Origin of the sequence: Sphingomonas sp. SORGH_AS_0879, assembly GCF_030819175.1 — a bacterium.
In the GTDB taxonomy this organism is placed as follows: domain Bacteria; phylum Pseudomonadota; class Alphaproteobacteria; order Sphingomonadales; family Sphingomonadaceae; genus Sphingomonas.
Genome location: NZ_JAUTBJ010000002.1, coordinates 1,229,922 through 1,253,967, shown reverse-complemented (window position 1 = coordinate 1,253,967; position 24,046 = coordinate 1,229,922). Strand labels below are relative to the sequence as shown.

Annotated in this window: 30 protein-coding genes and 1 pseudogene; 16 read left to right on the top strand and 15 right to left on the bottom strand. The window is 67.0% G+C overall.

Annotated elements, in window-relative coordinates:
- The first annotated feature begins 120 nt into the window (after positions 1–120).
- Positions 121–1,434 carry an adenylosuccinate lyase gene (gene purB, locus QE379_RS06740; protein ID WP_306999066.1) on the top strand — a complete coding sequence of 438 codons (1,314 nt, stop codon included), beginning with the start codon at positions 121–123 and terminating at the stop codon, positions 1,432–1,434.
- Positions 1,435–1,621: 187 nt separating this feature from the next.
- Here the strand turns inward: purB and QE379_RS06735 are convergent, their stop codons facing one another.
- The 4 genes from QE379_RS06735 to dnaK form a co-directional block, all read right to left on the bottom strand.
- On the bottom strand, positions 1,622–2,134 hold the full coding sequence (locus QE379_RS06735; RefSeq protein WP_306999064.1) for a thioredoxin family protein: 513 nt from the start codon (positions 2,132–2,134) through the stop codon (positions 1,622–1,624).
- Positions 2,135–2,205: 71 nt separating this feature from the next.
- Positions 2,206–3,189 carry a hypothetical protein gene (locus QE379_RS06730; RefSeq protein ID WP_306999062.1) on the bottom strand — a complete coding sequence of 328 codons (984 nt, stop codon included), beginning with the start codon at positions 3,187–3,189 and terminating at the stop codon, positions 2,206–2,208.
- 110 nt (positions 3,190–3,299) lie between these two features.
- Complete coding sequence (gene dnaJ, locus QE379_RS06725) at positions 3,300–4,430, bottom strand: molecular chaperone DnaJ (protein WP_306999060.1); 1,131 nt, start codon at positions 4,428–4,430, stop codon at positions 3,300–3,302.
- Between the two features lie 166 nt (positions 4,431–4,596).
- Positions 4,597–6,495 carry a molecular chaperone DnaK gene (dnaK, locus tag QE379_RS06720; protein ID WP_306999058.1) on the bottom strand — a complete coding sequence of 633 codons (1,899 nt, stop codon included), beginning with the start codon at positions 6,493–6,495 and terminating at the stop codon, positions 4,597–4,599.
- Between the two features lie 179 nt (positions 6,496–6,674).
- Between dnaK and QE379_RS06715 the strand changes: the two genes are divergently transcribed.
- Positions 6,675–7,115, top strand: coding sequence for a copper chaperone PCu(A)C (locus QE379_RS06715; RefSeq protein ID WP_306999056.1), 441 nt, complete (start codon positions 6,675–6,677; stop codon positions 7,113–7,115).
- Positions 7,112–7,570 carry a vgr related protein gene (locus tag QE379_RS06710; protein WP_306999054.1) on the top strand — a complete coding sequence of 153 codons (459 nt, stop codon included), beginning with the start codon at positions 7,112–7,114 and terminating at the stop codon, positions 7,568–7,570. The genes QE379_RS06715 and QE379_RS06710 overlap by 4 nt, the downstream gene beginning before the upstream one ends.
- Before the next feature lie 85 nt (positions 7,571–7,655).
- On the opposite strand, the gene grpE is transcribed toward QE379_RS06710, so the two are convergent.
- Together grpE and hrcA are read right to left on the bottom strand one after the other, a co-directional pair.
- Positions 7,656–8,201 carry a nucleotide exchange factor GrpE gene (gene grpE, locus QE379_RS06705; protein WP_307003112.1) on the bottom strand — a complete coding sequence of 182 codons (546 nt, stop codon included), beginning with the start codon at positions 8,199–8,201 and terminating at the stop codon, positions 7,656–7,658.
- Positions 8,202–8,213: 12 nt separating this feature from the next.
- Positions 8,214–9,255, bottom strand: a pseudogene (gene hrcA / locus QE379_RS06700) (heat-inducible transcriptional repressor HrcA).
- Between the two features lie 293 nt (positions 9,256–9,548).
- On the opposite strand from hrcA, the gene rph reads away from it, so the two are divergent.
- Together rph and rdgB are read left to right on the top strand one after the other, a co-directional pair.
- Positions 9,549–10,265, top strand: a complete 717-nt coding sequence (gene rph, locus QE379_RS06695) for a ribonuclease PH (protein ID WP_306999052.1) — start codon at positions 9,549–9,551, stop codon at positions 10,263–10,265.
- On the top strand, positions 10,262–10,888 hold the full coding sequence (gene rdgB / locus QE379_RS06690; protein ID WP_306999050.1) for an RdgB/HAM1 family non-canonical purine NTP pyrophosphatase: 627 nt from the start codon (positions 10,262–10,264) through the stop codon (positions 10,886–10,888). Before rph ends, rdgB begins: the two co-directional genes overlap by 4 nt.
- A gap of 136 nt (positions 10,889–11,024) precedes the next feature.
- On the opposite strand, the gene QE379_RS06685 is transcribed toward rdgB, so the two are convergent.
- Entirely contained in the window at positions 11,025–11,411 is a 387-nt protein-coding gene (locus QE379_RS06685; protein ID WP_306999048.1) for a hypothetical protein, read from the bottom strand.
- Positions 11,412–11,442: 31 nt separating this feature from the next.
- Positions 11,443–12,078 (bottom strand): CAP domain-containing protein, encoded by a 636-nt coding sequence (locus QE379_RS06680; RefSeq protein WP_306999046.1) that lies wholly within the window; start codon positions 12,076–12,078, stop codon positions 11,443–11,445.
- Here QE379_RS06680 and hemW point away from each other — a divergent pair.
- Positions 12,077–13,258: a radical SAM family heme chaperone HemW gene (gene hemW, locus QE379_RS06675; protein WP_306999044.1), complete on the top strand. Its 1,182-nt coding sequence runs from the start codon at positions 12,077–12,079 to the stop codon at positions 13,256–13,258. The two genes, QE379_RS06680 and hemW, sit on opposite strands and share 2 nt — an antisense overlap.
- A gap of 58 nt (positions 13,259–13,316) precedes the next feature.
- On the opposite strand, the gene cutA is transcribed toward hemW, so the two are convergent.
- Together cutA and QE379_RS06665 are read right to left on the bottom strand one after the other, a co-directional pair.
- Positions 13,317–13,637, bottom strand: a complete 321-nt coding sequence (gene cutA, locus QE379_RS06670; RefSeq protein WP_306999042.1) for a divalent-cation tolerance protein CutA — start codon at positions 13,635–13,637, stop codon at positions 13,317–13,319.
- Positions 13,634–14,809 (bottom strand): penicillin-binding protein activator, encoded by a 1,176-nt coding sequence (locus tag QE379_RS06665; RefSeq protein WP_307003111.1) that lies wholly within the window; start codon positions 14,807–14,809, stop codon positions 13,634–13,636. The genes cutA and QE379_RS06665 overlap by 4 nt, the downstream gene beginning before the upstream one ends.
- A 55-nt stretch (positions 14,810–14,864) precedes the next feature.
- On the opposite strand from QE379_RS06665, the gene rsmI reads away from it, so the two are divergent.
- The 7 genes from rsmI to gmk all read left to right on the top strand — a co-directional run bounded on the left by rsmI (position 14,865) and on the right by gmk (position 19,051).
- Positions 14,865–15,734 (top strand): 16S rRNA (cytidine(1402)-2'-O)-methyltransferase, encoded by an 870-nt coding sequence (gene rsmI, locus QE379_RS06660; protein WP_306999040.1) that lies wholly within the window; start codon positions 14,865–14,867, stop codon positions 15,732–15,734.
- Between the two features lie 62 nt (positions 15,735–15,796).
- Entirely contained in the window at positions 15,797–16,165 is a 369-nt protein-coding gene (locus QE379_RS06655; RefSeq protein ID WP_306999038.1) for an STAS/SEC14 domain-containing protein, read from the top strand.
- A gap of 64 nt (positions 16,166–16,229) precedes the next feature.
- Entirely contained in the window at positions 16,230–16,667 is a 438-nt protein-coding gene (locus QE379_RS06650) for a YraN family protein (protein ID WP_306999036.1), read from the top strand.
- Positions 16,668–16,730: 63 nt separating this feature from the next.
- Positions 16,731–17,693, top strand: a complete 963-nt coding sequence (gene gshB / locus QE379_RS06645; protein WP_306999034.1) for a glutathione synthase — start codon at positions 16,731–16,733, stop codon at positions 17,691–17,693.
- A 201-nt stretch (positions 17,694–17,894) separates the two neighbouring features.
- Positions 17,895–18,104, top strand: coding sequence for a hypothetical protein (locus QE379_RS06640; protein ID WP_306999032.1), 210 nt, complete (start codon positions 17,895–17,897; stop codon positions 18,102–18,104).
- A complete protein-coding gene (locus QE379_RS06635) occupies positions 18,101–18,310 on the top strand; it encodes a hypothetical protein (RefSeq protein WP_267434452.1) in 210 nt (69 codons plus the stop codon). The genes QE379_RS06640 and QE379_RS06635 overlap by 4 nt, the downstream gene beginning before the upstream one ends.
- Positions 18,311–18,391: 81 nt before the next feature.
- Positions 18,392–19,051, top strand: coding sequence for a guanylate kinase (gene gmk, locus QE379_RS06630; protein WP_306999030.1), 660 nt, complete (start codon positions 18,392–18,394; stop codon positions 19,049–19,051).
- 155 nt (positions 19,052–19,206) lie between these two features.
- On the opposite strand, the gene QE379_RS06625 is transcribed toward gmk, so the two are convergent.
- From QE379_RS06625 to QE379_RS06615, 3 genes are read right to left on the bottom strand one after another with little or no spacing between them, the layout of a single operon-like run.
- Positions 19,207–19,893, bottom strand: coding sequence for an ATP12 family chaperone protein (locus tag QE379_RS06625; RefSeq protein WP_306999027.1), 687 nt, complete (start codon positions 19,891–19,893; stop codon positions 19,207–19,209).
- The gene (locus QE379_RS06620; RefSeq protein ID WP_267434449.1) at positions 19,890–20,108 is read right to left on the bottom strand and encodes a hypothetical protein; all 219 of its coding nucleotides are present in this window, start codon (positions 20,106–20,108) and stop codon (positions 19,890–19,892) included. The genes QE379_RS06625 and QE379_RS06620 overlap by 4 nt, the downstream gene beginning before the upstream one ends.
- Positions 20,105–20,770 (bottom strand): HAD-IA family hydrolase, encoded by a 666-nt coding sequence (locus QE379_RS06615; RefSeq protein ID WP_306999025.1) that lies wholly within the window; start codon positions 20,768–20,770, stop codon positions 20,105–20,107. The genes QE379_RS06620 and QE379_RS06615 overlap by 4 nt, the downstream gene beginning before the upstream one ends.
- Before the next feature lie 164 nt (positions 20,771–20,934).
- On the opposite strand from QE379_RS06615, the gene QE379_RS06610 reads away from it, so the two are divergent.
- The 3 genes from QE379_RS06610 (at position 20,935) to QE379_RS06600 (ending at position 22,378) form a co-directional block, all read left to right on the top strand.
- Entirely contained in the window at positions 20,935–21,324 is a 390-nt protein-coding gene (locus QE379_RS06610; RefSeq protein WP_230481276.1) for a glycine zipper 2TM domain-containing protein, read from the top strand.
- 155 nt (positions 21,325–21,479) lie between these two features.
- Entirely contained in the window at positions 21,480–21,815 is a 336-nt protein-coding gene (locus QE379_RS06605) for a PadR family transcriptional regulator (RefSeq protein ID WP_306999022.1), read from the top strand.
- Positions 21,812–22,378, top strand: a complete 567-nt coding sequence (locus QE379_RS06600) for a hypothetical protein (RefSeq protein WP_306999020.1) — start codon at positions 21,812–21,814, stop codon at positions 22,376–22,378. The genes QE379_RS06605 and QE379_RS06600 overlap by 4 nt, the downstream gene beginning before the upstream one ends.
- A gap of 133 nt (positions 22,379–22,511) precedes the next feature.
- Here QE379_RS06600 and QE379_RS06595 read toward each other — a convergent pair whose 3' ends face one another.
- Complete coding sequence (locus QE379_RS06595) at positions 22,512–23,606, bottom strand: RluA family pseudouridine synthase (RefSeq protein ID WP_306999019.1); 1,095 nt, start codon at positions 23,604–23,606, stop codon at positions 22,512–22,514.
- A complete protein-coding gene (gene crcB / locus QE379_RS06590) occupies positions 23,603–23,977 on the bottom strand; it encodes a fluoride efflux transporter CrcB (protein WP_306999017.1) in 375 nt (124 codons plus the stop codon). Before crcB ends, QE379_RS06595 begins: the two co-directional genes overlap by 4 nt.
- Positions 23,978–24,046 lie beyond the last annotated feature (69 nt).

Below are 24,046 nucleotides of genomic sequence, written 5' to 3'. Positions count from 1 at the left end.
TATGGGTATCACACCTTCGGATTTGAAGGCTCGGCTCGTCCCTGCTAACGGCACGACACACCGTGATTCCGAGAGGAAGTGCACGGTCGCCCGTGCCGATTCCACGACCAGAGGTATCCCATGATTCCGCGTTATTCCCGTGCCCCCATGACCCGGATCTGGGATCCGCAGACCCGTTTCCGCATCTGGTTCGAGATCGAGGCGCACGCCACCGACGCGCTCGCCGAACTGGGCGTCGTGCCCAAGGAAGCCGCCGCGCGCATCTGGGAAGCCGACAAGGCGGCGGGCGATTTCGACATCGCGCGCATCGACGCGATCGAGGCGGAGACCAAGCACGACGTCATCGCCTTCCTGACCCATGTCGCCGAGCGGACCGGGCCGGAAGCGCGCTTCCTGCACCAGGGCATGACCTCGTCGGACGTGCTCGACACCTGCCTGGCGGTGCAGCTTGCCCGCGCCTCGGACATCCTGATCGAGGATCTGGACGCGCTGCTCGCCGTCATCAAGCGCCGCGCATACGAGCACAAGCTGACCCCGACCATCGGGCGCAGCCACGGCATCCATGCCGAGCCGGTTACCTTCGGCCTGAAGCTGGCCCAGGCCTATGCCGAGTTCGACCGCAACCGCGCCCGCCTGGTCGCCGCGCGCGCCGATATCGCCACCTGCGCCATTTCGGGCGCGGTCGGCACCTTCGCCAATATCGACCCACGTGTCGAAGCCCATGTCGCCGAGAAGATGGGCCTGACCGTCGAGCCCGTCTCGACCCAGGTCATCCCTCGCGATCGCCATGCGATGTTCTTCGCGACTTTGGGCGTCATCGCCAGTTCGATCGAGCGACTGGCCACCGAAGTCCGCCATCTCCAGCGTACCGAGGTTCTGGAAGCCGAGGAATATTTCTCGCCCGGTCAGAAGGGCTCGTCGGCGATGCCGCACAAGCGCAACCCGGTGCTGACCGAGAATCTGACCGGTCTGGCCCGCATGGTGCGCGGCTATGTGACCCCGGCGCTTGAGAATGTCGCGCTGTGGCATGAGCGCGATATCAGCCACTCCTCGGTCGAGCGGTACATCGGCCCCGATGCGACCATCACCCTGGACTTCGCGCTGGCCCGCCTGACCGGCGTGATCGACAAGCTGGTCGTCTATCCGGCGCGGATGGAGAAGAACCTCAACAAGATGGGTGGCCTCGTCCATTCGCAGCGCGTGCTGCTGGCGCTGACCCAGGCGGGCGTGAGCCGCGAGGACAGCTATCGCCTCGTCCAGCGCAACGCGATGAAGGTGTGGGAGTCGGACGGCGAATTGTCGCTGATGGAACTGCTCAAGGCTGACGCGGACGTGACGGCGGCGCTGTCGCCAGAGGAGATCGAGGCGCGGTTCGACCTCAATTATCACTATAAGAATGTCGACACGATCTTCGCACGGGTGTTCGGCGAGTGATGAGTTGGGGGAGTTCCACCGGCGGAGTGACGCCGGGAAAGGGACTCCCCTCCCCCAGCCCCTCCCGCTTGCGGGAGGGGAGTTGTTTTGGGGAAACGCCTGCCCGTAACCACTCCCCTCCCGCAAGCGGGAGGGGATAGAGGAAGGAACGCCCGCTGTTATCGAGCCCGGCGACCGCCGAGCCCCCTCACCCCACCCACTGCGCCACCCAATCCGCCACCGCCTGCGGCGTCATCGCCCGCGCATCGGCCAGCGCCGTTTCCCGCCCTGCATTGACCAGCTTGTTGGTCTTCGGATCGACGATCAGGACGGCGGGCACACCCTTTAGCCGTCCCTGGATGCCGTAGGACGCCGGAATATCCATATTCTGGTCGAACCGGCCGACATCGACCGTCACCACCTCGAAATGCCTGGCGACGAAGGGCCGCATCTGCGGCGTTTCCATCACGCCCGCCAGCAACCGGCAGTCGAGGCACCAATTGCCCCCCAGATCGATCAGCAAGCGCTTATGCGCCTTGACCGCCTGTACTCGTGCAGCGGCGATCTCCGCCTTGGCATCCCCGGCATGATAGGGAAGCGGCAAGGGCTTGGCCAACGCCTCGAAACTGGCGATCCCGACGCGCGGAGCCGATACGGGCGCCGCAGCGGGAAGCATCATCGCGGCCGTCATCATGGCCACGCACGTCATCACTCTACGCATCGGCAATCTCCTTATCTTACCGCCATCATGGAGGAGCGCAGCCCTTACTGGCAAGCGCCCCTCCCCCGGCCTCAGACGCGGGCGTTGACGCGGCGCTGATGCCGCTCGATGGCAATCAACAGGAAGAAGAACATCAGGATCAGGAATCCCGCCAGCACGTACAACATGAGGTGCAGCGAGCCCCAACCGATACTTTGGCCCTCTGCAATATCGGCGCGCTTGGCGGTGACGGACGCCGCTTCCCGCTCGCGTCGTTCAGTCAGCAACGTGAAATAGCGGTCCTGCATCCCCCGGAAAATCTGCGTATGGGACAGTAATCCGTCGGGCAGCGCCATGGACGTGACCGTCTGCGTATAGGGCACGCTGACCTGCCGCGTGACCGCACAGCCAATGGGCGCCTCGTACCAGCTTTCGCAATTGGTGCTCAGGCTGTCCCAACCCCGCCGGGACTCGATCCGGAAACGCTCGACCTGGCGTCGGACAGGCTTTTTGACGGCCTCCTTATATTGCTTCAGCCGCGCCATCGTTTCGGGCAGCGTCGACGCCTGGGTCATGGCCTGGAGCAATTCCTCGAGATCGGCGCGATCCTTCGCGAAATCGCCGTCGCCGCGCGCCAGCGCCGCCAGCCGCTCGCCCGACTTTACGAAATTGTCGTCGAACTCGTCGCGATTGAGGCGCTTGTCCTCGGCCCGGCGAAACGGCTCGAACCGGGTCTGGTAGAGCGAATGATATTGGTCGACGAAGCGGCTGTAGAATTGCCGTTCCGCTTTGAGCGACGGGCCGTCGTTCCGCTTGGCGGCGGCCTTCACCGCTTCCGGTGCGATGGCCGACGGCAATTCCGATGCCGCGACCGACACCGGCTGCTCGACGACGGATTCGGGCGACCGCATGATCCGGACCGTCGCCGATACCGCCAGCCACGCCGCCCAAATCAGGACGCCCGTGGCGATGACCAGGATCGCGGTTCTCAACAACAACAGATATAAGCGTTCGATACGGTCCAGCGTGGTCGCGAACCGCGACGCAGGCGGTATTGCCTCAACAATATCGGACATGATTCCCCCCAGTTTAAGAACGCCGGAGGGAGTACGGTCATGTCCTGACTAACGCAGACGGCTGGAGAGTCGAGAACCAGTCTTGACGGACCTGTCCCGCTTTGGGGACATTACTCCCCCGCGAAGACACTCTTCAACTTGGCGAAGAAGCCCTGGCTCTCGGGGCATTCGTCGCCCGTCTCGGTTTCGCGGAAGAGTTCGAGCAATTCGCGCTGGCGGGTCGACAACCGGGTCGGGGTCTCCACCTCGATCTGAATGACCAGATCGCCGGTGCCGCGTCCCTGCAAGACGGGCATACCCGCGCCGCGCTGGCGGAGTTGCTTGCCCGACTGGATGCCCGCCGGGATCTTGATCTCGTGCGTGCGGCCGTCGAGGCCGGGGATGGACAGCGAGCCGCCCAGCGCCGCCGTGGTGAAGCTGATCGGCGCGCGCGCGAACAGGGTGGTGCCCTCGCGCTCAAAGATCGCGTGCCGCTTCACATGGAGGAAGATGTAGAGGTCGCCCGCCGGCGCACCGCGCGCACCCGCCTCGCCCTCGCCGGACAGGCGGATGCGGGTGCCTTCGTCCACGCCCGCCGGGATATTCACCGCCAGCGTCTTGGTCTTTTCCACACGGCCATCGCCGCGACAATCGGGACAGGGATCGGCGATGATCTGGCCCGCGCCCTGACAGACCGGGCAGGTCCGCTCGACCACGAAGAAGCCCTGCTGCGCGCGCACCTTGCCGTGCCCGCCGCATTGCTGACAGGTCTTGGCACTGGTCCCGGCCTTCGCGCCAGAGCCGTCGCATGTGTCGCACGTGGCCGAGACATCGACCGTGATCTCGGTCTGCTTGCCGTGGAACGCTTCCTCGAGCGTGATCTCCATATCGTAGCGCAGGTCCGCGCCACGCCGGGGGCTTTGCCGCCCGCCGCCGCGTCCCCCGCCCATGAACTCACCGAAGACGCTTTCGAAAATGTCGGAAAAGGCGCCGAAATCCTGCGCGCCGCCGCCACCGCCGCCGCCCATGCCCTGCTGGAACGCGGCATGGCCATAACGGTCATAAGCCGCCCGCTTCTGGGGGTCTTTCAGACAGTCATAGGCTTCGCTGATCGCCTTGAACTTGGCCTCGGATTCCTTGCAGCCCGCATTGCGATCCGGGTGATATTGCATGGCCAGCTTGCGGTAACGCGACTTGATCGTCGCATCGTCCGCCGTGCGCTCGCATTCGAGCAGTTCATAATAGTCGATCGTCGTGCTCATGCCCGGTCTCGCCCCGTCCGCCTGTGCGTGGCCCGCCGACCGACCATGCCGTCAGGCCGGACGGAGCGATCGCCCAAGCGCTTCGCCACTTCATGCCCCGAAAGGCGGTATTCTCACATCGGAACCGAAGGCCCGACCCACCCGTAGGCAGGCCGGGCCGACGGCCTTACTTGGTCTCGTCGACTTCCGAGAATTCGGCGTCGACGACATCGTCCTGCTTGGCCGCGCCCGCATCGGCGGCAGGCGAGGCGTCGGCCTGCTGCTGCTTCTCGTAGATCGCCTGGCCCAGCTTCATCGCGACCTGAGCGAGCGCCTGCGCCTTCTCGTTCATCGTGTCGGGATTGCCACCCTCGACCGCGGTCTTGGCCTCGGCGATCGCCGCCTCGATCTCGGACTTGAGCGAGGCATCGACCTTGTCGCCATTGTCGGCAAGCTGACGCTCGGTGGTGTGGATCAGCGATTCGGCGTTGTTCTTCGCCTCGGCCTCGGCACGACGCTTCTTGTCCTCTTCGGCGAACTTCTCCGCGTCACGGACCATCTGGTCGATATCGCTGTCCGACAGGCCGCCCGACGCCTGGATGCGGATCTGCTGCTCCTTGCCGGTGCCCTTGTCCTTGGCCGAGACGTTGACGATGCCGTTGGCGTCGATGTCGAACGTGACCTCGATCTGCGGCACGCCGCGCGGCGCGGGCGGGATGCCGACCAGGTCGAACTGACCCAGCAGCTTATTGTCCTGCGCCATTTCGCGCTCGCCCTGGAAGACCCGGATCGTCACCGCATTCTGGTTGTCGTCGGCGGTCGAATAGACCTGGCTCTTCTTGGTCGGGATCGTCGTGTTGCGGTCGATCATCTTGGTCATGATGCCGCCCAGCGTCTCGATACCCAGCGACAGCGGGGTCACGTCGAGCAGCAGCACGTCCTTGACGTCGCCCTGGAGCACGCCCGCCTGGATCGCCGCGCCCATGGCGACGACTTCGTCCGGGTTCACGCCGGTGTGCGGGTCCTTGCCGAAGAAGTTCTTCACGACCTCACGGACGCGCGGCATGCGGGTCATGCCGCCCACCAGCACCACGTCGGCGATCTCGTCGGCCTTCATGCCCGCATCGGCCAGCGCCTTCTTGCACGGCTCCAGCGTGCGCTGGATCAGGTCTTCGACCAGACGCTCCAGATCGGCGCGGGTGATCGACTTGACGAGGTGCTTCGGGCCGTTCTGGTCGGCGGTGATGAAGGGCAGGTTGACCTCGGTCGACTGGGCCGAGGACAGCTCGATCTTCGCCTTTTCGGCGGCTTCCTTCAGACGCTGGAGCGCCAGCTTGTCCTTGGTGAGGTCGATGCCCTCGTCCTTCTGGAAGCCCGATGCCAGGAAATCGACGATCTTGTTGTCGAAGTCCTCGCCACCCAGGAAGGTATCGCCGTTGGTCGCCTTCACCTCGAACACGCCGTCGCCGATCTCGAGGATCGAGATGTCGAAGGTGCCGCCGCCAAGGTCATAGACCGCGATCGTCTTGCCGTCCTGCTTCTCCAGGCCGTACGCCAGCGCAGCCGCGGTCGGCTCGTTGATGATGCGCAGCACTTCCAGGCCCGCGATCTGGCCGGCATCCTTGGTCGCCTGGCGCTGCGCGTCGTTGAAGTAGGCGGGAACCGTGATGACCGCCTGGGTCACCGTCTCGCCGAGATAGCTTTCGGCGGTTTCCTTCATCTTCTGGAGCGTGAAGGCCGAAATCTGCGACGGGCTGTAATCCTTGCCGCCCGCATTGACCCACGCGTCGCCGTTCGGACCGCGCGCGATGGCGTACGGGACCAGCTCGGTGTCCTTCTTGGTGACGGGATCGTCGAAGCGGCGACCGATCAGGCGCTTCACCGCGAAGATGGTGTTGTCGGGGTTGGTCACCGCCTGGCGCTTGGCGGGCTGGCCGATCAGGCGCTCGCCATCCTTGGCGAAGGCGACGATCGACGGCGTGGTGCGCGCGCCTTCCGCGTTTTCGATGACCTTGGGCTTGCCGCCCTCCATGACAGCGACGCAGCTGTTGGTGGTGCCGAGGTCGATGCCGATCACTTTTGCCATAAGTCTCTAAATGCCCCTCGAGAACATAGTCTGAAAGTTCGATGCCGGGGTCGTCCGGTCCCGATCGCGGCAACCCGAAAACCCCGTTCACTGGGCGGATATAGGTGGGCGATCCGTTGCCGCAAGATTGGATGGAACCTAGGGTCGCGTCAGGATTTGCCGAAACGGGAGGGTTTGTCATGCGTCGCGCCATTTTTCTGGGGCTTTCGGCACTGGTCGGGACGGCGGCGCTGACCGGATGCTCGCAAAAGCCCGAGCTTTATGCCGAGGAGGGCTGGGTCCGCCTCGCCGCCGTGCCGGGCCGCCCGGCGGCGGCCTATTTCATCGTCCATGGCGGGCCGAAGCCCCTCGACCTCATCTCGGTCAGCAGCGATGTCGCCATCACGTCCGAGATGCACGAAGGTGGAATGGCGATGAAGAAGGTCGACAAGGTGTCGATCCCGGCGGGCGGCACGGTCGCCTTTCAGCCGGGCGGGCGGCATGTGATGTTGTACGACATGAATCCGGGTGTGAAGCCGGGGCGCATCCTGTCGCTGCTCCTGACCTTTTCGGACGGCACCCGGCTGCGCCAGGGGGCACGGGTGATCGGCGCGGCCGATCCGGCACCGCAGGGTTCGTGACGAAACGTCCCCTCACTCCCGCGGAGGAAGCGCTGGCGCGAAGCGTCTTCGGCGACGCGATCGATTATGACCGGGTGCGGCTGTCCCCGACCAAATGGGCGTTCTTCCAACCGCGCAACACGGTGATGGCGCCGACCGGCTGCATCCATTTCCACCCCGAGGGCGGACTGTGGCGCGAGGATTTCGGCGCCTGCCCGCTGCATGAACAGGGGCTGTTCGTGCATGAGATGGTGCATATCTGGCAGCATCAGCGGGGCATCTTCCTGCCGCTGAAGCGCCATCCCTTCTGCCGGTACGACTATGCGCTGAAGCCGGGGCAGGCGTTCACCCGCTATGGCATCGAGCAGCAGGCGGAGATCGTGCGCCATGCCTTTCTGTTGCGGCGGGGCGCGGTGGTGGCGGGCGCGCCGCCGGTGGCTCAGTATGAGACGCTGGTGCCGTTTCGGGGGGCTTAGCGAGGAGGGAAAGCCCCGCACTCCGATACAAAAAAGGGCGGACCCACAGGCCCGCCCTTCCATCACGCATCACGCAAGGACCGGATCAGTCCGGCTTCTTCGCCACCGCCACCAACGCGGGGCGCAGCAGGCGGTCCTTGATCATGTAGCCCGACTGCATCTCCTGCACGATCGTGCCCGGCTCCTGGTCGGAGGGCATTTCGATCATCGCCTGATGCCTGTTGGGGTCCAGAGGCTGGCCCATCGCGTCGATCTTGGTGATGCCGTGGCGGCCCAGCACGCTGTCCATCTCGCGGCCCGTCGCATCGAGGCCGGTCACCAGCCCCTTCCACTTGTCATCCTCGCGCAGGTCGGCGGGGATGGTCGCCAGGGCGCGCTGGAGGTTGTCGGCAACCGACAGGATGTCGCGCGCGAAGGACGTCGCGGCATAGTTGCGCGCGTCCGCCGATTCCTTTTCGGCGCGGCGGCGGACATTCTGAATCTCAGCCTGGGCATAGAGATATTGCTGCTTGGCCTCGGCCAACTGGTTCTCCAGCTCGGCCAGACGGTCCTGCCCCGCCACTTCGGGCGCGGCCTCCGCCGTTTCATCGCGAAGATCGGTCTGGGTTTCGTTCGTCTTGTTGTCGCTCATCATAATCCCTGTTCAGCCCATCATCCGGGCAAGCGTTGCCGCCGTGAAATCCACCATGGGCACGACGCGGGCATAGTTCAACCGCGTGGGGCCAATTACGCCGACCACACCGACCACCTGGCCGTCCAGCCCGCGAAACGGCCGCGCGATCACCGACGATCCCGACAGCGCGAACAATTTGTTCTCCGCGCCGATGAAGATCCGTGTCGAATCCCCGGCCGCGCGCGGAATCGAGCAGATGCGCGATCTCCTGCTTGCCTTCCAGATCGTCGAGCAGGTCGCGCACCCGTTCCAGATCGGCGGCGGCGGCGGCATCGATCAGCCGCCCCTGCCCGCGCACGATCAGGATGGGACGGCGTTCGCCATCCTCGCTCCAGACGGCCAGCCCCTGTTCGACCAGCGCCCGCGCCGCGCCGTCCAGCGCCGCGCGGCCAGCCGCCAGTTCCCGCTCCAGCCGCTCACGCGCCTGGCCCAGCGTCAGCCCGGCGAGGGTGGCGGACAGGTAGTTGCCCGCCTCGATCAGTGCAGACCCTGTCATGCCGGGCGGCAGTTCGAGAACCCGGTTCTCGACCGCGCCATCCTCCGCCACCAGCACGGCCAGCGCCTGGGTCGGCGAAAGCGGGACGAAGCCGATCGAACGCAACTTCATCTCTCGCTTGGGCACCATGACGAGGCCCGCACAGGCCGACAGCCCGGACAGAACCGCCGTCGTGGCGGCCAGTGCTTCCTCGACCGGGCCGGAGCGCGCGGCGCGCGCCTCGATCGCGGTACGCTCCTCGATACTGGGCTCCATCGCGTGCATCATGCCGTCGACGAACAGCCGCAGTCCCATATCGGTCGGCATCCGCCCCGCACTGGTATGCGGCGCGGCGAGCAGCCCGCGCTCCTCCAGTTCCTGCAACACGTTGCGGATCGAGGCAGGCGACAGGTTGATCCCCGACAGCGCGATCGTCTTCGACCCCACGGGCTGGCCGCTGGTCAGATAGCTGTCGACCACCACGCGGAAAATATCGCGCGCCCGGTCGGTCAGCTCGGTGATCGGTAGGGTGACCATGACGGAAATGTAGGCACGCGCGGCGCGCCACTCAACCGCGATCGGAAGACACTCTATCTTCTCTGCGCCCTCTGCGCCTCTGCGCGCAAAAAAGAGAGTGTTCACGCGAAGCCGCGAAGGCACGAAGATTTTCAGTCCCCTCTTCGCGCCTTCGCGGCTTCGCGTGAACCATTTTGTCGCGCAGAGGCGCAGAGGGCGCAGAGAAGATAGAGTGTCTTCCGATCGCCGCCGTCCTCTCTGGCGCTATTCGCGGGGGGCGGTTAGGGCTGGGGTCAAGGAACAAGGAGAAGACTATGCGCCCGTCCGGCCGGATGCCCGACCAGATGCGTCCCATCACCATCGAGCCGAATTTCACCCGCCACGCCGAAGGATCGGTGCTGATCGGGTTCGGCGATACCAAGGTGCTCGTCACCGCCAGCGTCGAGGAGCGCGTCCCCCCCTTCCTGCGCGGCAAGGGCGAAGGCTGGGTCACGGCCGAATATGGCATGCTCCCCCGCGCCACCCACACGCGCGGCAGTCGCGAGGCGGCCAAGGGCAAGCAGTCGGGCCGCACCCAGGAAATCCAGCGGCTGATCGGCCGATCCTTGCGCGCCGTCTGCGACCTGAAGGCGCTGGGCGAGCGGCAGATCACGCTCGACTGCGACGTGATCCAGGCCGATGGCGGCACCCGCACCGCCGCCATTTCGGGCGCATGGGTCGCACTGCGCATGGCGGTCAACAAGCTCCTCGCCGAGGGCAAGCTGACCAGCGATCCGATCCGCCACAAGGTCGCCGCCGTGTCCTGCGGCATCCATCAGGGCACGCCCGTGCTCGACCTCGACTATATCGAGGATTCGGGTGCCGATGCCGACGCGAACTTCGTGCTGATCGAGAACGGCCATATCGCCGAGGTCCAGGCGACCGCCGAACACGCCACCTATGACGAAGAGGCGCTGCTCCGTCTGCTCCGCCTGGCGCGCATGGGCTGTACCGAGATCTTCGCCGCGCAGGACCGGGCGATCCGCGCATGAGCGGCGAAGGAAACGGCCGTCAGGCGATCCGCAAGCTCGAACCCGGCAAGCTGGTGCTGGCCAGCCACAACAAGGGCAAGATCGTCGAATTTCGCGAACTGCTCGCCCCTTACGGCGTCGAGGTGATCGCGGCGGGCGATCTGGACCTGCCCGAACCGGAGGAGACCGGCACCACCTTCGTCGCCAATGCCGAATTGAAGGCGCTGGCGGCGGCGGACCTGTCGGGGCTTCCCGCGCTGTCCGACGACAGCGGCTTGTGCGTCGATGCGCTGGGCGGCGATCCGGGCCTGTTCTCGGCGCGCTGGGCGGGGCCGACCAAGGATTTCGCGATGGCCATGCGCGCGGTCGAGGATCGGCTGAACGAGGAACCGGACATGAGCCGCGCGGCGCATTTCGTCTGCGCGCTGGCGGTTGGCTGGCCCGACGGCCATGTCGAATGGTTCGAGGGGCGCGTCGACGGCACGATCGTGTGGCCACCGCGCGGCGACAAGGGCCATGGCTATGACCCGATTTTCCAGCCGATCGGCTATACCGAAACCTTCGCCGAGATGGACCAGGACGAAAAGAACCGCATCAGCCACCGCGCCGATGCGTTCGGCCAGTTGGTGAAGGCGGTATTCTAAACAATCCTCCCCGGCACGGGGAGGTGGCAGGCCGAAGGCCTGACGGAGGGGGGCTTCCGCAAAGGATGCCCTTTACGGCGATCCCCCCTCCACCATCCTTCGGATGGTCCCCCTCCCCGTGCCGGGGAGGATGAAGTTAACCCTTGGCCAGCCGCTTCTGGTTGGCGGTCACCGCGCGGTGCACCGGCGCCATCGCCTGGACCGGCATCGACGCGCCGATCAGCATGGCGCGCGCCATCGTTTCCCAGGCATCCAGCATCCCGCCGCGCGGGTCGTGTCGGGACAGCCGCGACAGGGCCGCCTGATCGCGGTTCCAGACCTTGGCCGACTGGTCGAAGGCCTTCGCCTTCTCACTGACCATCAGGGTCATTTCCGCCGCCGAGGATGTGCCGGTCGCCATCGCGCCCATACGGGTCGCCATCACGCTCTGCGCGCTCAGCATCGATTCGCCCGCCATTACCGCGAAGCGTGCGGGCGCGGTCCAGAAGGTCAGCCAGGCCATCGGATCATAGGGATTCGCCATTGCATATTGCCTTCCCGCCGTTCCGCGCGAGTCAGAAGCTCCGCTCGCCGACGACGTTACCGGTGGGGCTATAGCGGCAAACGAGGAAGTCGTCGCGCCTGTTGCTCGCCATCGCGCAACCGACCGCCGTGGATCGGGCCCAGACGATCTGGGTGTAATGCGCCACGTCGCCGAACTGACCGGTGCGGCTGGCCTGGGGGATGGGCAGGTTCACGAAATCGCGCTTCTCCGCCACCCAATGCCCCATCATCTCGTCATAGCGATAGGCGCCGCGCGTGCCGGTCCACAGATTCTCGCCCTGTCGGGTCGGCCCCATCGGCTGCTCGGCATGCTGGAAGCGCCCGGTCCGCGCCATCTCCTGCGCATAGGCCAAGGCACTCGCCGCCAGCCGGTCGTCCCAGACCAGCGGTGGCAGCCCGACCTCGGCCCGCGCCGCGCGGTGGCCGTCCAGCATCGCCTGACGGAGCAGACCCGCCCCGCGTGCGGCGGGTGTGTCGGAGGGGCGTTGCTCGACTACCCGCGCCGGGGCGCGCTCGGTCGAGCCGCCCTGAGCGGACATCTTGGGCGCGGACACCATGGGCCCGCATCCCGCCAGCAAGGCGGCAAGGACGGGCAGCGATAAGAGATGGCGAAGTGCGACCATCGCCGCCATATCGGGGCGCATCATGTCCTCCGCAATATCGACCGTTTCGCCTTTGGCCCCCGCCCCGCTGGCGCTTTATGTCCATTGGCCCTTCTGCGTCTCCAAATGCCCCTATTGCGACTTCAACAGCCATGTCCGCGAATCGGTGGACCAGGCGGCGTGGGCCAAGGCGCTGCTCGCCGACCTGGCGCATGAGGCGGCGGCGTTGCCGGGGCGGCGGTTGACGTCGATCTTCTTCGGCGGTGGCACCCCCTCGCTGATGCCGCCCGCCACCGTCGCCGCGATCCTGGACGCCGCCGAGCGCCATTGGGGCTTTGCCGAGGGGATCGAGATCACGCTGGAGGCCAATCCCTCTTCGGTCGAGGCGGCCCGCTTCGCCGATCTCGCCGCCGCCGGGGTGAACCGCGCCTCGCTGGGCGTGCAGGCGCTGGATGACGAGGCGCTGCATTTCCTAGGCCGCGCACACGGCGTGGACGAGGCGCTGCGCGCACTCCAGACGGCACAAGGATTGTTCGGTCGGGTCAGCTTCGACCTGATCTATGCCCGCCCCGGCCAGCCTTTGCCCGACTGGGAGGCCGAGCTGACCCGTGCGATCGGCTATGGCACCGAGCATCTGTCGCTGTACCAACTGACGATCGAGCCCGGCACTCGCTTCCATACCGAGGCGGCGGCGGGGCGGCTGACCATCCCCGACGGCGATGCCGCCGCCGACCTGTTCGAGACGACGCGCGCGATCACCGCCGCCGCCGGGTTGCCCGCCTATGAAACCTCCAATCATGCCCGGATCGGGGCGGAGAGCCGCCATAACCTGACCTATTGGCGCTATGGCGACTATGCCGGGATCGGCCCCGGCGCACATGGCCGACGCGAGGGCGTGGCGACGGTGCGCCGCAAGAAACCCGAAAACTGGATGACGGCGGTTGAGCGCAACGGCCATGGCATCGAGGTGGAGGAAACCCTCCCCCCCATCACCCGCGCGACCGAGGCGCTGGTCATGGGGCTACGCCTGACCGAGGGCGTGGACCTGGCGCGCGTGACGACGCTGGCCGGGGGACGCTATATGGTGGACCGGGATGCGGTGGCCCTGCTGTCGCGGCAAGGGCTGGTGCGGATGGAGGCCGAGCGGCTGATCGTCACCGATGCGGGCGCGTTGCTGCTCGATGCGATCCTGCGCGAAGTGGTGGTGACCGAATCGGTTTCGTGATCCGTGGCGACCGGTTCGGATCGATCCTCAGTCCATTCCTCTAATTGCAGGGGAAAGCTCAGGGCCGCGTTTCATCCCGCAACCACGCCAGATAGCGCGGCGAGGCGTCGGTGATCGGCACGGCGACGATCTCCGGCACGTCATAGCTGTGCAGCGCCTCGATCGCCTCGCACAATGGGGCGAAGCGGCTCCGAAGCGTCTTGATGTGCAGCATCACCTCCGGCTCGTGCTGCACCGCGCCGTTCCAGCGATACCAGCTTTCAATCGGCATCATCTGAACACAGGCGGCCAGCCGCCCTTCCACCAGCGCCTGGGCGATGACGGCGGCCTCTTCGCGGGAGGCCGCCGCGCACATCACGACGATGGCGTCGTCGCTCAATCCCCGAACCCGGTCGGCGCGGGCGACACCGTCACCGCCGTGCCGCCGCGGATCTCCTGCACCTCCAGCGCGCGCTCGGCCACGCCGTCGCGGCCGAAGCGGAAGGCGCCGTCGATCCCGGAAAAACCATCCGCCGCGCGCAGCCTGGCTTCGGGGAAGGCCGCGTTGACCTTCCAGTCGCGCGCGATCCGCACGGTCAGCAGCACCGCGTCATAGCCCAGGCTCGACAGGCGATAGGGCGCGGCCTTGAACCGGGCGCGATATTTGGCGGCATATTGGCGGTAGAGGTTGTTCGACACGCTGGCGAACCATGCCCCGTTCAGCGGCGCGCGCGCGGCGATACCCGATTCGGAATTCCACAATTCGGTGCCCAGCAGCCGCGTCGTCGCGCCCGACCCACGCTTCAGGATCGGCGCCGCCGCCGCCGCCGCCGCGCCGCCATCGGCGATCAGCACCGCGTCATAGGGCGCCTTGGCGCTCAGCCGCTGCGCCGCCCCCGCGATGCCGCCCGCGACCCGGCCATAGGGCTGGAGCGAGACGACCTGTCCCCCCGCCCCTTCGACCGCGCGAAGAAAGGCGGTCGAGGCGCGCTCGCCATAAAGGCCGTTGGGCACCAGCCCCGCAAAGCTGGTGACGCCCCGCCCGCGCGCATAATCGACCACCCGGTCGATCGACTGGGCGGGGGTATAGCCCATCAGATAGGTGCCGTTCCCGGCCACGCCCGCATCGTTGGAGAAGCTGATGACCGGCACCTTCGCCGCCCGCGCGACGGGGGCGACCGCGCGGACATCCTCGGACAGCAAAGGCCCCAGGATCAGTTGCGCGCCCTCCGCGATCGCCTTTTGCGCCGCCGCCGCCGCGCCGGGCGTGGTGTCGTAATTGGTGATTCGGATCGTGTCGGCCTGCGCGTCGAGCAGCGCCATCATCGTCGCATTGGCGATCGACTGGCCCACCCCGGCATTGCTGCCCGATAACGGTACGAGCAGCGCGATGCGGTGCCGCGCCGTATCGCGCGGCAGGCCGGGCTCGACCTCGGTCGAGGGGCGCGGGCTGGTCTGTTCGGGGCGCGCCGGGGGTTGTTCGACCGGCCCGCGCGGCACGATCGTCTGACATGCCGCCAGAAACAGCGTCGCGGCCAGCGCCACCGCGCGGCCCAGCCGCCCCGCCCCCATTTTTCCGGAGCGCGGAATGACGGCCCCCGGTTGTACGAACAGCCCTGCCTCTGTCATGACGATCCCCGTGACCCAATCCGAACCTATTCTCGAACCCGGCCTGTACATCGTCGCGACCCCTATCGGCAATCTCGGCGATCTGTCCCCCCGCGCGGCCAACATATTGACAAAGGCCGATGTCATCGCGGTGGAGGACAGCCGCGTGACCGCCGGGCTGCTCCGCCATATCGGCATCAAACGGCCCATGCAGCCCTATCATGACCATAATGCCGAGCATGTCCGCCCCGGCCTGATCGCCCGCATGGCGACCCAGGCGGTGGCGCTGGTTTCCGACGCGGGCACGCCGCTGATCTCCGACCCCGGCTACAAGCTGGTCCGCGATGCGCGCGCGGCGGGCCACATGGTCGTGACGATCCCCGGCCCCTGCGCCGCCATCGCCGCGCTGACGCTGGCGGGCCTGCCGACCGACCGGTTCCTGTTCGCGGGCTTCCTGCCGCCCAAGGAAAAGGCGCGCGCCGACGCCATTGCCGAGATCGCGGGCATCCGGGCGACGCTGGTCCTCTACGAATCGGGGCCCCGCCTCGCCGCGACGCTGACCGCGCTGGCGGAAGGATTGGGCGACCGCGAGGCGGCGGTGACGCGCGAGATCACCAAGAAGTTCGAGGAGGCGGTGACCGGCACCCTCTCCACCCTCGCCGCCCGCTATGCCGAAGGGGGCCCCAAGGGCGAGATCGCGATCGTCGTCGCACCGCCGGGCGAAGCGCCCCCCGCCACCGAACAGGACGCCGACGCCGCGCTGGCAGAAGCGCTGACCCGCCTGCCCGTCGGTCGCGCGGCAAGCGAGGTGGCCAAGGCGCTGGGGCTCGACCGCAAGACGCTCTATGCCCGCGCACTGGCGATGAAGGACGACAATTCAGGCGATTAGGGTCCGGCATTAGCGATTCGGCAAGGATCGGTCGCGCAGGGAGAGATCAGGAGCCGCTCCCCATGTACGCCTTCCAATTTCGTCACGACCTCAACCTGCTCGACATCCAGTGGACCGGGCATTTCACGCCCGAGATCGCCATGCGCTATGCCCGGGAATTGCTGGACGCCTTCCGGCGCAGCGGTTTCCGCCCCGGCTATCGGCTGCGCATCGACATGTCGGCGATCAACGTCCAGCCCAAGGATGCGATCATGACGGTGCACGAAGCGCTGCGCGACTTCCCCCGTGCCAGCCGGATCGCGATGATCAACGGCAGCGCGATCGGGCGCCAGCAGATCCGGCGACTGATGACCCAGCCCTATCTCCGGGTGTTCGATCCCACCGAGGACAGCTTGGCGTGGCTGACCGGGCCGGAGGAAGTGGCGGCTTGAGGGCCGAAACGAAACCGGATCGATACGGGCTTGCGCCCATCGATTCCGCTTCGCACCATATGGCATGGCATCCGATCATGTCCGCATACGACCCCGTATCCGTTCTCTGACAGCGAGCGAGGGCGGGCGTTCCATCTCCAAAGGACCGACACCCGAACGCCAGCGTGCCGAAGCAGCAGGCCGACGCGGTGAACGCCTCGCCGCCTGGTGGTTGCGCCTGAAGGGCTGGACCATCCTCGCCCGCCGCGTTCGCACGCCTGCGGGCGAGGTCGACCTGATCGCGCGGCGCGGGTCGCTGGTCGCGTTCGTGGAGGTGAAGACGCGCAAGACCGCCGCAGAACTGGACTTCGCGATCGACGAGCGGCGGCTCGCGCGGGTGGCCGCCGCCGCCGAGGTGCTGATGCCGACTTACGCCGGGCCAGGCGACGATATCCGGGTCGACGTGATCCTGCTCGCGCCGGGCACCCGGCCGCGTCACATCGAAAATGCCTGGTGCGGGTGACAGCGGACGAGCGAAGGATTACCTCCCCTCCCGAAAGACCCGCCCGAACGAAGGAACGTCCCCATGTCCAAGCCACTGACCGTCGCCGTCCAGATGGACCCGATGGACCAGATCAACATCGCGGGCGATTCGACCTTCGCGCTGATGCTCTCCGCCCAGACGCGTGGGCACAGGCTGTTTCATTACGATGCGGGCGACCTCAACTGGTCGGACGGGCATCTCTGGACCAGGGCTCACCCCGTCACCGTCCAGCGGGTCGCGGGCGACCATTACGACTTCGGCGATCCCGTAAAACTCGATCTGGGCGATGAGGCCGATGTCGTGCTGATGCGGCAGGACCCGCCCTTCGACCTGGGCTATATCACCGCGACCCATTTGCTGGAGCGGGTCGCCGAGAAGACGCTGGTGGTCAACAATCCGCGCAGCGTGCGCAACGCGCCGGAAAAGGTCTTCGTCCTCGACTATCCGCAGTTCATGCCGCCGACGCTGGTCACCCGCTCGCTCGACGAAGCGCGTGCGTTCCTGGCCCAGCATGGCGAGATCGTCATCAAGCCTCTCCACGGCAATGGCGGCAAGGCGATCTTCAAGGTCGGGCGCGACGGCGCGAACCTGTCCGCGCTGATCGAGGTGTTCAACACCGCCTATCGCGAGCCGCACATGGTCCAGGCGTTCCTCCCCGCCGTGGCCAAGGGCGACAAGCGCATCGTCCTGATCGACGGCGAAGTGGCGGGCGCGATCAACCGCCTGCCGGGCGAAGGCGAGATTCGCTCCAACCTGGCGGTCGGCGGTTCGGCGCAGAAGACCGAGCTGACGGAGCGCGAGCGCGAGATCTGCGCGGTGCTCGGGCCGGAACTCAAGCGGCGCGGGCTGCTGTTCGTCGGGATCGACGTGATCGGCGGCGAATGGCTGACCGAGATCAACGTCACCTCCCCCACGGGCATCGTCGCGATCGAGAAATTCGACGGCACCGATGTCGCCGCGCTGATCTGGGACGCGATCGAGGCCAAGGTCGCGGCGAAGGGTTAATCCCATCAATCCTCCCCGGCACGGGGAGGGGGACCATGCGAAGCATGGTGGAGGGGGCTCGCCGCCAGGGACGTCTTGTGTGGAAGCCCCCCTCCGTCAGGCCTTCGGCCTGCCACCTCCCCGTACCGGGGAGGATTAGCCCCCACGGAACCCATCCCCCGTCCCATGCTTTTCCTGTCCCAAGCAACGAAGGGCATGAGCATGGGTGCAACGACAATCGGAGCGCTGGTCGGCTCCGCGATCGATGGCATGTCGGGTGACGATGGCGTCGCCGATGGCGCGATCATCGGCGCGGTGACCGCCAATGTCCTGAAGATCGTGCTGCCGCTCGCCATCACCTATGCGGTGGGATGGGCGGTGCTGCGCGGCGCGGGTGAACTCAAGGACCGTGTTTTCGGAGAGGTGCAATGATCGGACGGATCGTGGGAGCGCTGGTCGGGCGCGAAGTCAGCCGCCGCGACGGCAATAGCGGCCTGAAGGGCGCGGCGCTGGGCGCGCTGGCGGTCGGCGGAATGCGGCGCCTGGGTCCGCTCGGCCTGCTGCTCGGCGGCGGCTATGCGGCCAAGAAGGCCTATGACCGGCACAAAGCCAGCAAAATCGCGGGCGACCGCTACTAAGGGCGGTTTCGTCCCGCTCCACTTGTCGCAGCGCGTCAAGCATGTCTTGACGCGCTGCGACCGCGTGCGTCAAAGGCAGGCATGTCCAATTCGCCTGCCCATCCCGACGATCCCCACAAGCTGAAGCGCCGCGGCATGCTGTTCGTGCTGTCCTCTCCCTCGGGCGCGGGCAAGTCGACCATCGCGCGCAAGCTGCTGGCCGATGATGACGGCCTGCAAATGTCGGTGTCGGCGACGACGCGCGAAATGCGGCCCGGCGAGGTCGATGGGAAGGACTATCACTTCGTCGATCTGGAAGAGTTTCGCCGGATGGTGGCGAATGACGAATTCCTCGAATGGGCGCATGTCTTCGACAATCGCTATGGCACCCCGCGCGCACAGGTCGAGGCGATGCTGGCGGCGGGCAAGGACGTTCTGTTCGACATCGACTGGCAGGGTGCGCAGCAGCTTTTCCAGATCGCGGGCGGCGACGTGGTGCGCGTGTTCATCTTCCCCCCCTCGATGGAGGAACTCCGCCAGCGGCTGGAGCGCCGTGCGACCGATTCGGTCGAGGTGATCGACGCCCGCATGGCCCGCGCCGCGAACGAGGTCAGTCACTGGGACGGGTACGACTATGTTCTGGTCAACGACGATGTGGAGCAATGCTTCCAGGGGGTGAAGACCATCCTCCAGGCCGAACGGCTGAAGCGTTCGCGCCAGACCGGGCTGATCGGATTCATCCGGAAGCTGACGACGAAGTAAGGGGTTCGTCGCTTCGGGGCGGCGGTGTCGCGTGCACTTCGACTTCGCTCAGCGCGAACGGAGGAGTGGGCGGGTCGAGACGTTCCGACCGGAGTTGCAGAACGCGAACGGAGGGCGGGATCGATCAAAAGCCCGGCACGCTCCGTGCAGGCAGATCACCCCCCGAGCGCCTTCAAGAATCCGACCGCCGCATCGAACTCCCGACGCTTCGCCTCCCGCGCTTCGACCGCGAGATAATCCTCACCCCATTGCTCGGCCTGGAAATCCTCGTCGACATGCGCCGCCGTCCACACGGTATCGGCGTCCGCCGCCCCCTCCAGCAACGCCAACGCCAGGATCAATGACCCGCTGATCGTCACCACCGGTGACAGCGCGGCCAGTTGAAACGCCCCCAGCGCCGCCACCGCCTGCGACAGCCGCGCGACGGTCGCCTCGGGCTGCGGCTGGTGCATGATTCCCGTCACCAGCGTGAATTGAACGTCATAGCGGTCGCGCGCCCAGTCGAGCAGCGGGTTCCACACCGCATCCTGCCGCACGATCAGCTCCGGCGGCGAATCCGCGCGGTAACAGAGCAGATCGCTTTCGGCATAGCGCGCCAGCCCGGCGGCGAAGGGGGCCGGATCGACCGCGATCCGGTCGATCGCGGCATTGGCCAGCCCGGTCAGCGGCATCGCCCGCGGATCGACCGTCTCGCCGACCGAGCGCCACTCCCCGGCCACCGCCTCGGCCAGCGCCGACGTGGGCAGGGCCAGCGGGGTACGGCCCGGCGTCCGCACCGGGCGATCGTCCAGCCGCACGACGCGATCGGCATCGACGTCGACCTGCTTCCAGAAACGCTTCACTCGCCACCACTCCGCCAGCGATGCGCCAGCCCGGCGGGCACGATCGCGATCATCGCCAGTGCCGACAGGACGATCGCCACGCCCAGCACCTTGTGCGGCCAGGCCACCCCGCGCGAGGCCAGGACGATGCCGAACACCGCACCCGCCACGCCGATCAGTCGTACCGCGACGATGACCAGCCAGCGCCGCCGGGCGCGTGCGATATCCTCGCTCATGGCCGCACCAGCAGGGCTGGCAGGTCGGCCACCTCTTGCGCGACGACCTCGGCCCCTGCCTTCACCAGTTCGTGCACGTCATGATAGCCCCAGGCGACACCGACCGCGAAGGCGCCCGCCGCCTTGCCCATCGCCATGTCGAAGCTCGTATCCCCGATCATCGCCACGTCTTCGGCGGCCACCCCGGTTTCGGCCATGGCGGCAAGGACCATCGACGGGTCGGGCTTGGACGGGTGACGGTCGGCAGTCTGCAACGTGACGAAATGATGCGCCAGCCCATGTTCGGCCAGCACCCGCGCCAGCCCGCGATCGGACTTGCCGGTCGCCACGCCCATCAGCCAGCCCTGTTCGGCCAGATGGTCGAGCAGCGCCACGATCCCCTCGAACAAGGGCTCGGGCTCCATCGCGCCCTCGGTCCGCAGCCGGAAAAAGGCGGCCTTATAGTCGGCGGCGAGGCGATGGTGCGCCGCCTCCGGCTGGTCGGGGGCGAGCACGCGCATCGCCTCGACCAGGCTCAGGCCGACGATGCGGCGGATCGCCGGGGGGGGCGGCGGAGTCAGGCCGGACAGGGTGAACGCCTCCACGGCGGCGAGGCAGATATTGGCCTGGCTATCGACAAGGGTGCCGTCGCAATCGAACAGGGCAAGGCGCGGTCGCGTCATCCGCCCTCTCCTATCGGCAAGCCGGGTGCGGGGGAAGCGCCCACGTTCGATGAACGAATGCTAACAAACGCATTCAGCATCCCATCACCGCGAATCGGGCAGAAGAGCATCAACGACGACGGGAAGCCCCGCCGCCGCCGGATCGAAGATCAAGGGAGATTGTGATGTTCAAGAAGCTCTCGCTCGCTGCTGCCGCCCTTGCCGTCGGCGCCACGGCCATGGTTCCCACCGCCGCTTCGGCGCAGCGTTATTACGACCGCTATGACCGCGCCTATGGCGGGGCCTATTCGGACGGTTACAACCGTGGCCCGGGCTATGATCGTGGCTATTATGACCGTCGCGGCGGTTATGATCGCGGCTATTACAATCGCGGCCCGCAGCGCTGCAACAGCGGCACCACGGGCACCATCGTCGGCGCGATCGCCGGTGGCCTGCTCGGCCGCACCATCGACACCCGGGGTGACCGCACCCTCGGCACGATCCTGGGCGGTGGCGCCGGTGCGCTGGCCGGTCATGCGATCGAAAAGTCGAACAACCCCGGCTATTGCCGCTAACACCCTGATTTCAGGGGGTTGGCCCCCTCCCCCCGGTTTCGTCGGAGCCCCGTCGACCTTCTGGTCGGCGGGGCTTTCCGTGTCCGTTACCTACGAAGACCCATTAGCAATACCCAACCTTGCATAGCAAGGTGTATGGCATTATATCATGGCGCATGGATATCGCGGGTTGGCAGTCACAATTGCGCAAAGGGGCGGCCGAGCTGGTACTGCTCTGCGTGCTCGCACGTGGAGAGGCGTATGGCGTCGAAATCCTCGCACGTATCCGCGAAGGCGGTGACCTGGTGAGCGAGGGCACCCTCTATCCGCTGCTCAGCCGGTTGGAGAAATCGGGCCGCATCGCCGCGCGCTGGGAATTGCCCGCCGAGGGCGGCAATCCGCGCAAATATTATCGCCTGACCGCGGAAGGGGCCGCGCTCGCCACTGCGATGCGCGCCGCCTGGATCGACTTTCGCACCACCATCACGACCCTAGTGGAGGATCAGCCATGACCGAGCCCGCCCGAACCATCGCCGACTATGTGCGCCGTCTCCGCTGGTCGCTCCAGGCGATCCCCGCCGAGGATCGGACCGGTATCGTCCGCGAGATCGAGAGCCATCTGACCGACAGCCTTGCCGCCGGACCGGAGAGGCTGGAGACAAGCCTGTCGGCGTTGGGATCGCCGCACGCGCTGGCGGCGCGGTTCGTTCAGGAATATCGGCTGGCGGGTGCTTTGGCGGAGGATCGCCCCGCGCCCCTGCTCCGCGCGATGCTGGTCCGGTCGGGGCGCAGCGTGGCGGCATTCGGTGCGGTGCTGGCGGCGATGCTGCTGTATCTGTTCGCCTTCTGCTTCGCCGCCGTCGCGGTGACGAAGCCGCTATTCCCCGCCCATGTCGGACTGTGGTCGCTACCCCAGGGCAGAGCCTTCGGCATCCTGACCGACCCGCCCGCCGCACCGGACGTCATGGGCCTGTGGATCCTGCCGGTCGCGTTGGCCGGGGCGCTGGGTTGCTATGCGCTGGCGACGCTGGTGCTGCGCGGCACCGGGCGGCATCTGTTGGGGCGGGCCGCCTGACGATCCTCCCCGGCACGGGGAGGTGGCAGGGCGAAGCCCTGACGGAGGGGGATTCCACACAGGGCGTCCCCTTGCGGCTCGCCCCCTCCACCATGCTTCGCATGGTCCCCTCCCCGTACCGGGGAGTATTGAATCAGCGCGCGCCCCGGCCCCGCCGTTCGCCGCGGCGTTCCTTGCGATATTGTTTGGCATGCGCCTTGGCCCGCTGCTTCAGCACATCCTTGGGCGGCGGACCGCGATCCTCGTCATGGGGCAGGACATCGCCGCGAATCTCGTCGAAGCCGAGCTGGTTCATCGACTCGGCGAAGTGGCTGGGCAGTTCGGCGGTCTGGTCGATCCGCCCGCCATCCGGGTGATCGACCCGGATGCGGCGCGCATGCAGGTGCATCTTGCGGCTGATCCCGCCGGTCAGGAACGCCGCCGCCCCGCCATATTTGCCGTCGCCGACGATCGGATGGCCGATCGCCGCCATGTGCACGCGCAACTGATGGGTGCGGCCCGTGAAGGGCTGCAACTCGACCCAGCAGCAGCGATTGCCCGCCCGCTCGATCACCCGGTAGCGCGAGCGCGCCGCCTGGCCGTTCTCCTCGTCGACATGCATCTTCTCGCCGCCGGTGCCCGGCTGCTTGCCGATCGGCAGTTCGATCGTGCCGTCCTCGATCGAGGGGACGCCGACGACCAGCGCCCAGTAGATCTTCTTGGCGGTGCGCCCCGAAAAGGCCTTGGCGAAGAACGCCGCCGCCCGCGCATTGCGCGCGACGAGCAGCGCGCCCGAGGTGTCCTTGTCAAGCCGATGGACCAGCTTGGGCCGCCCCTCCGCCTCGAATTGCAGCGCGTCGAGCAGCCCGTCGACATGGGTGGTCGTCTTGGTCCCCCCCTGCGTCGCCAGGCCCGGCGGCTTGTTGAGGACCAGCGCGTCGCGATCCTTGTGGATCACCATCTCGCGCGCGAACGCCTCTTCATCCTCGGACAGGATGTTGCGCGGGCGCATCGTCGGCTTGCTGTTCTCGACCAGGGCGGGCTCGGCGGGGGGCACGCGCAGCACCTGGCCCGCGATGATGCGGTCGCCCGGCGTCGCGCGCGCGCCGTCGACGCGCAACTGCCCGGTGCGGGCCCATTTGGCGACCGTCGTGAAGCTGGTTTCGGGCAGATGCCGCTTGAACCAGCGATCCAGCCGAATGCCGTCATCGTCATAGCCGACCGTGAATTGGCGGACAGAGTCCGTCATGCGAAAATCCTCGTCAACGAAAGCCCGGCCCACAAAGCGGCCAGCGAACCCAATACAGACAGCGCGACGTAAGCGAGCGCCACCGCCCCCTGCCCCCGCTCGATCAGCGTGATGGTGTCCAGCGAAAAGGCGGAGAAGGTCGTATAGCCCCCCAGCACCCCGACGCCGATGAACAGCCGCCACCCCTCATGCCCACCGATCCGCGCCAGCGTGCCTGCGAGCAGGCCCATGGCGAGACAGCCGATCCAGTTGACCGCCAGCGTACCGAACGGAAAGCCGGCGCCGAGTGCATCGGTCAGCACCCGCCCCGTCCAATACCGTCCCCCCGAGCCCAGCGCGCCGCCCAGCATCACGAGTAGAAGCGGTGACATAATCCCGCTCCCCTAGCGCAACCGCGCGTTCGGCGCAAAGGACAAGCGTTTTGGGCCGTAGCGGCCGTC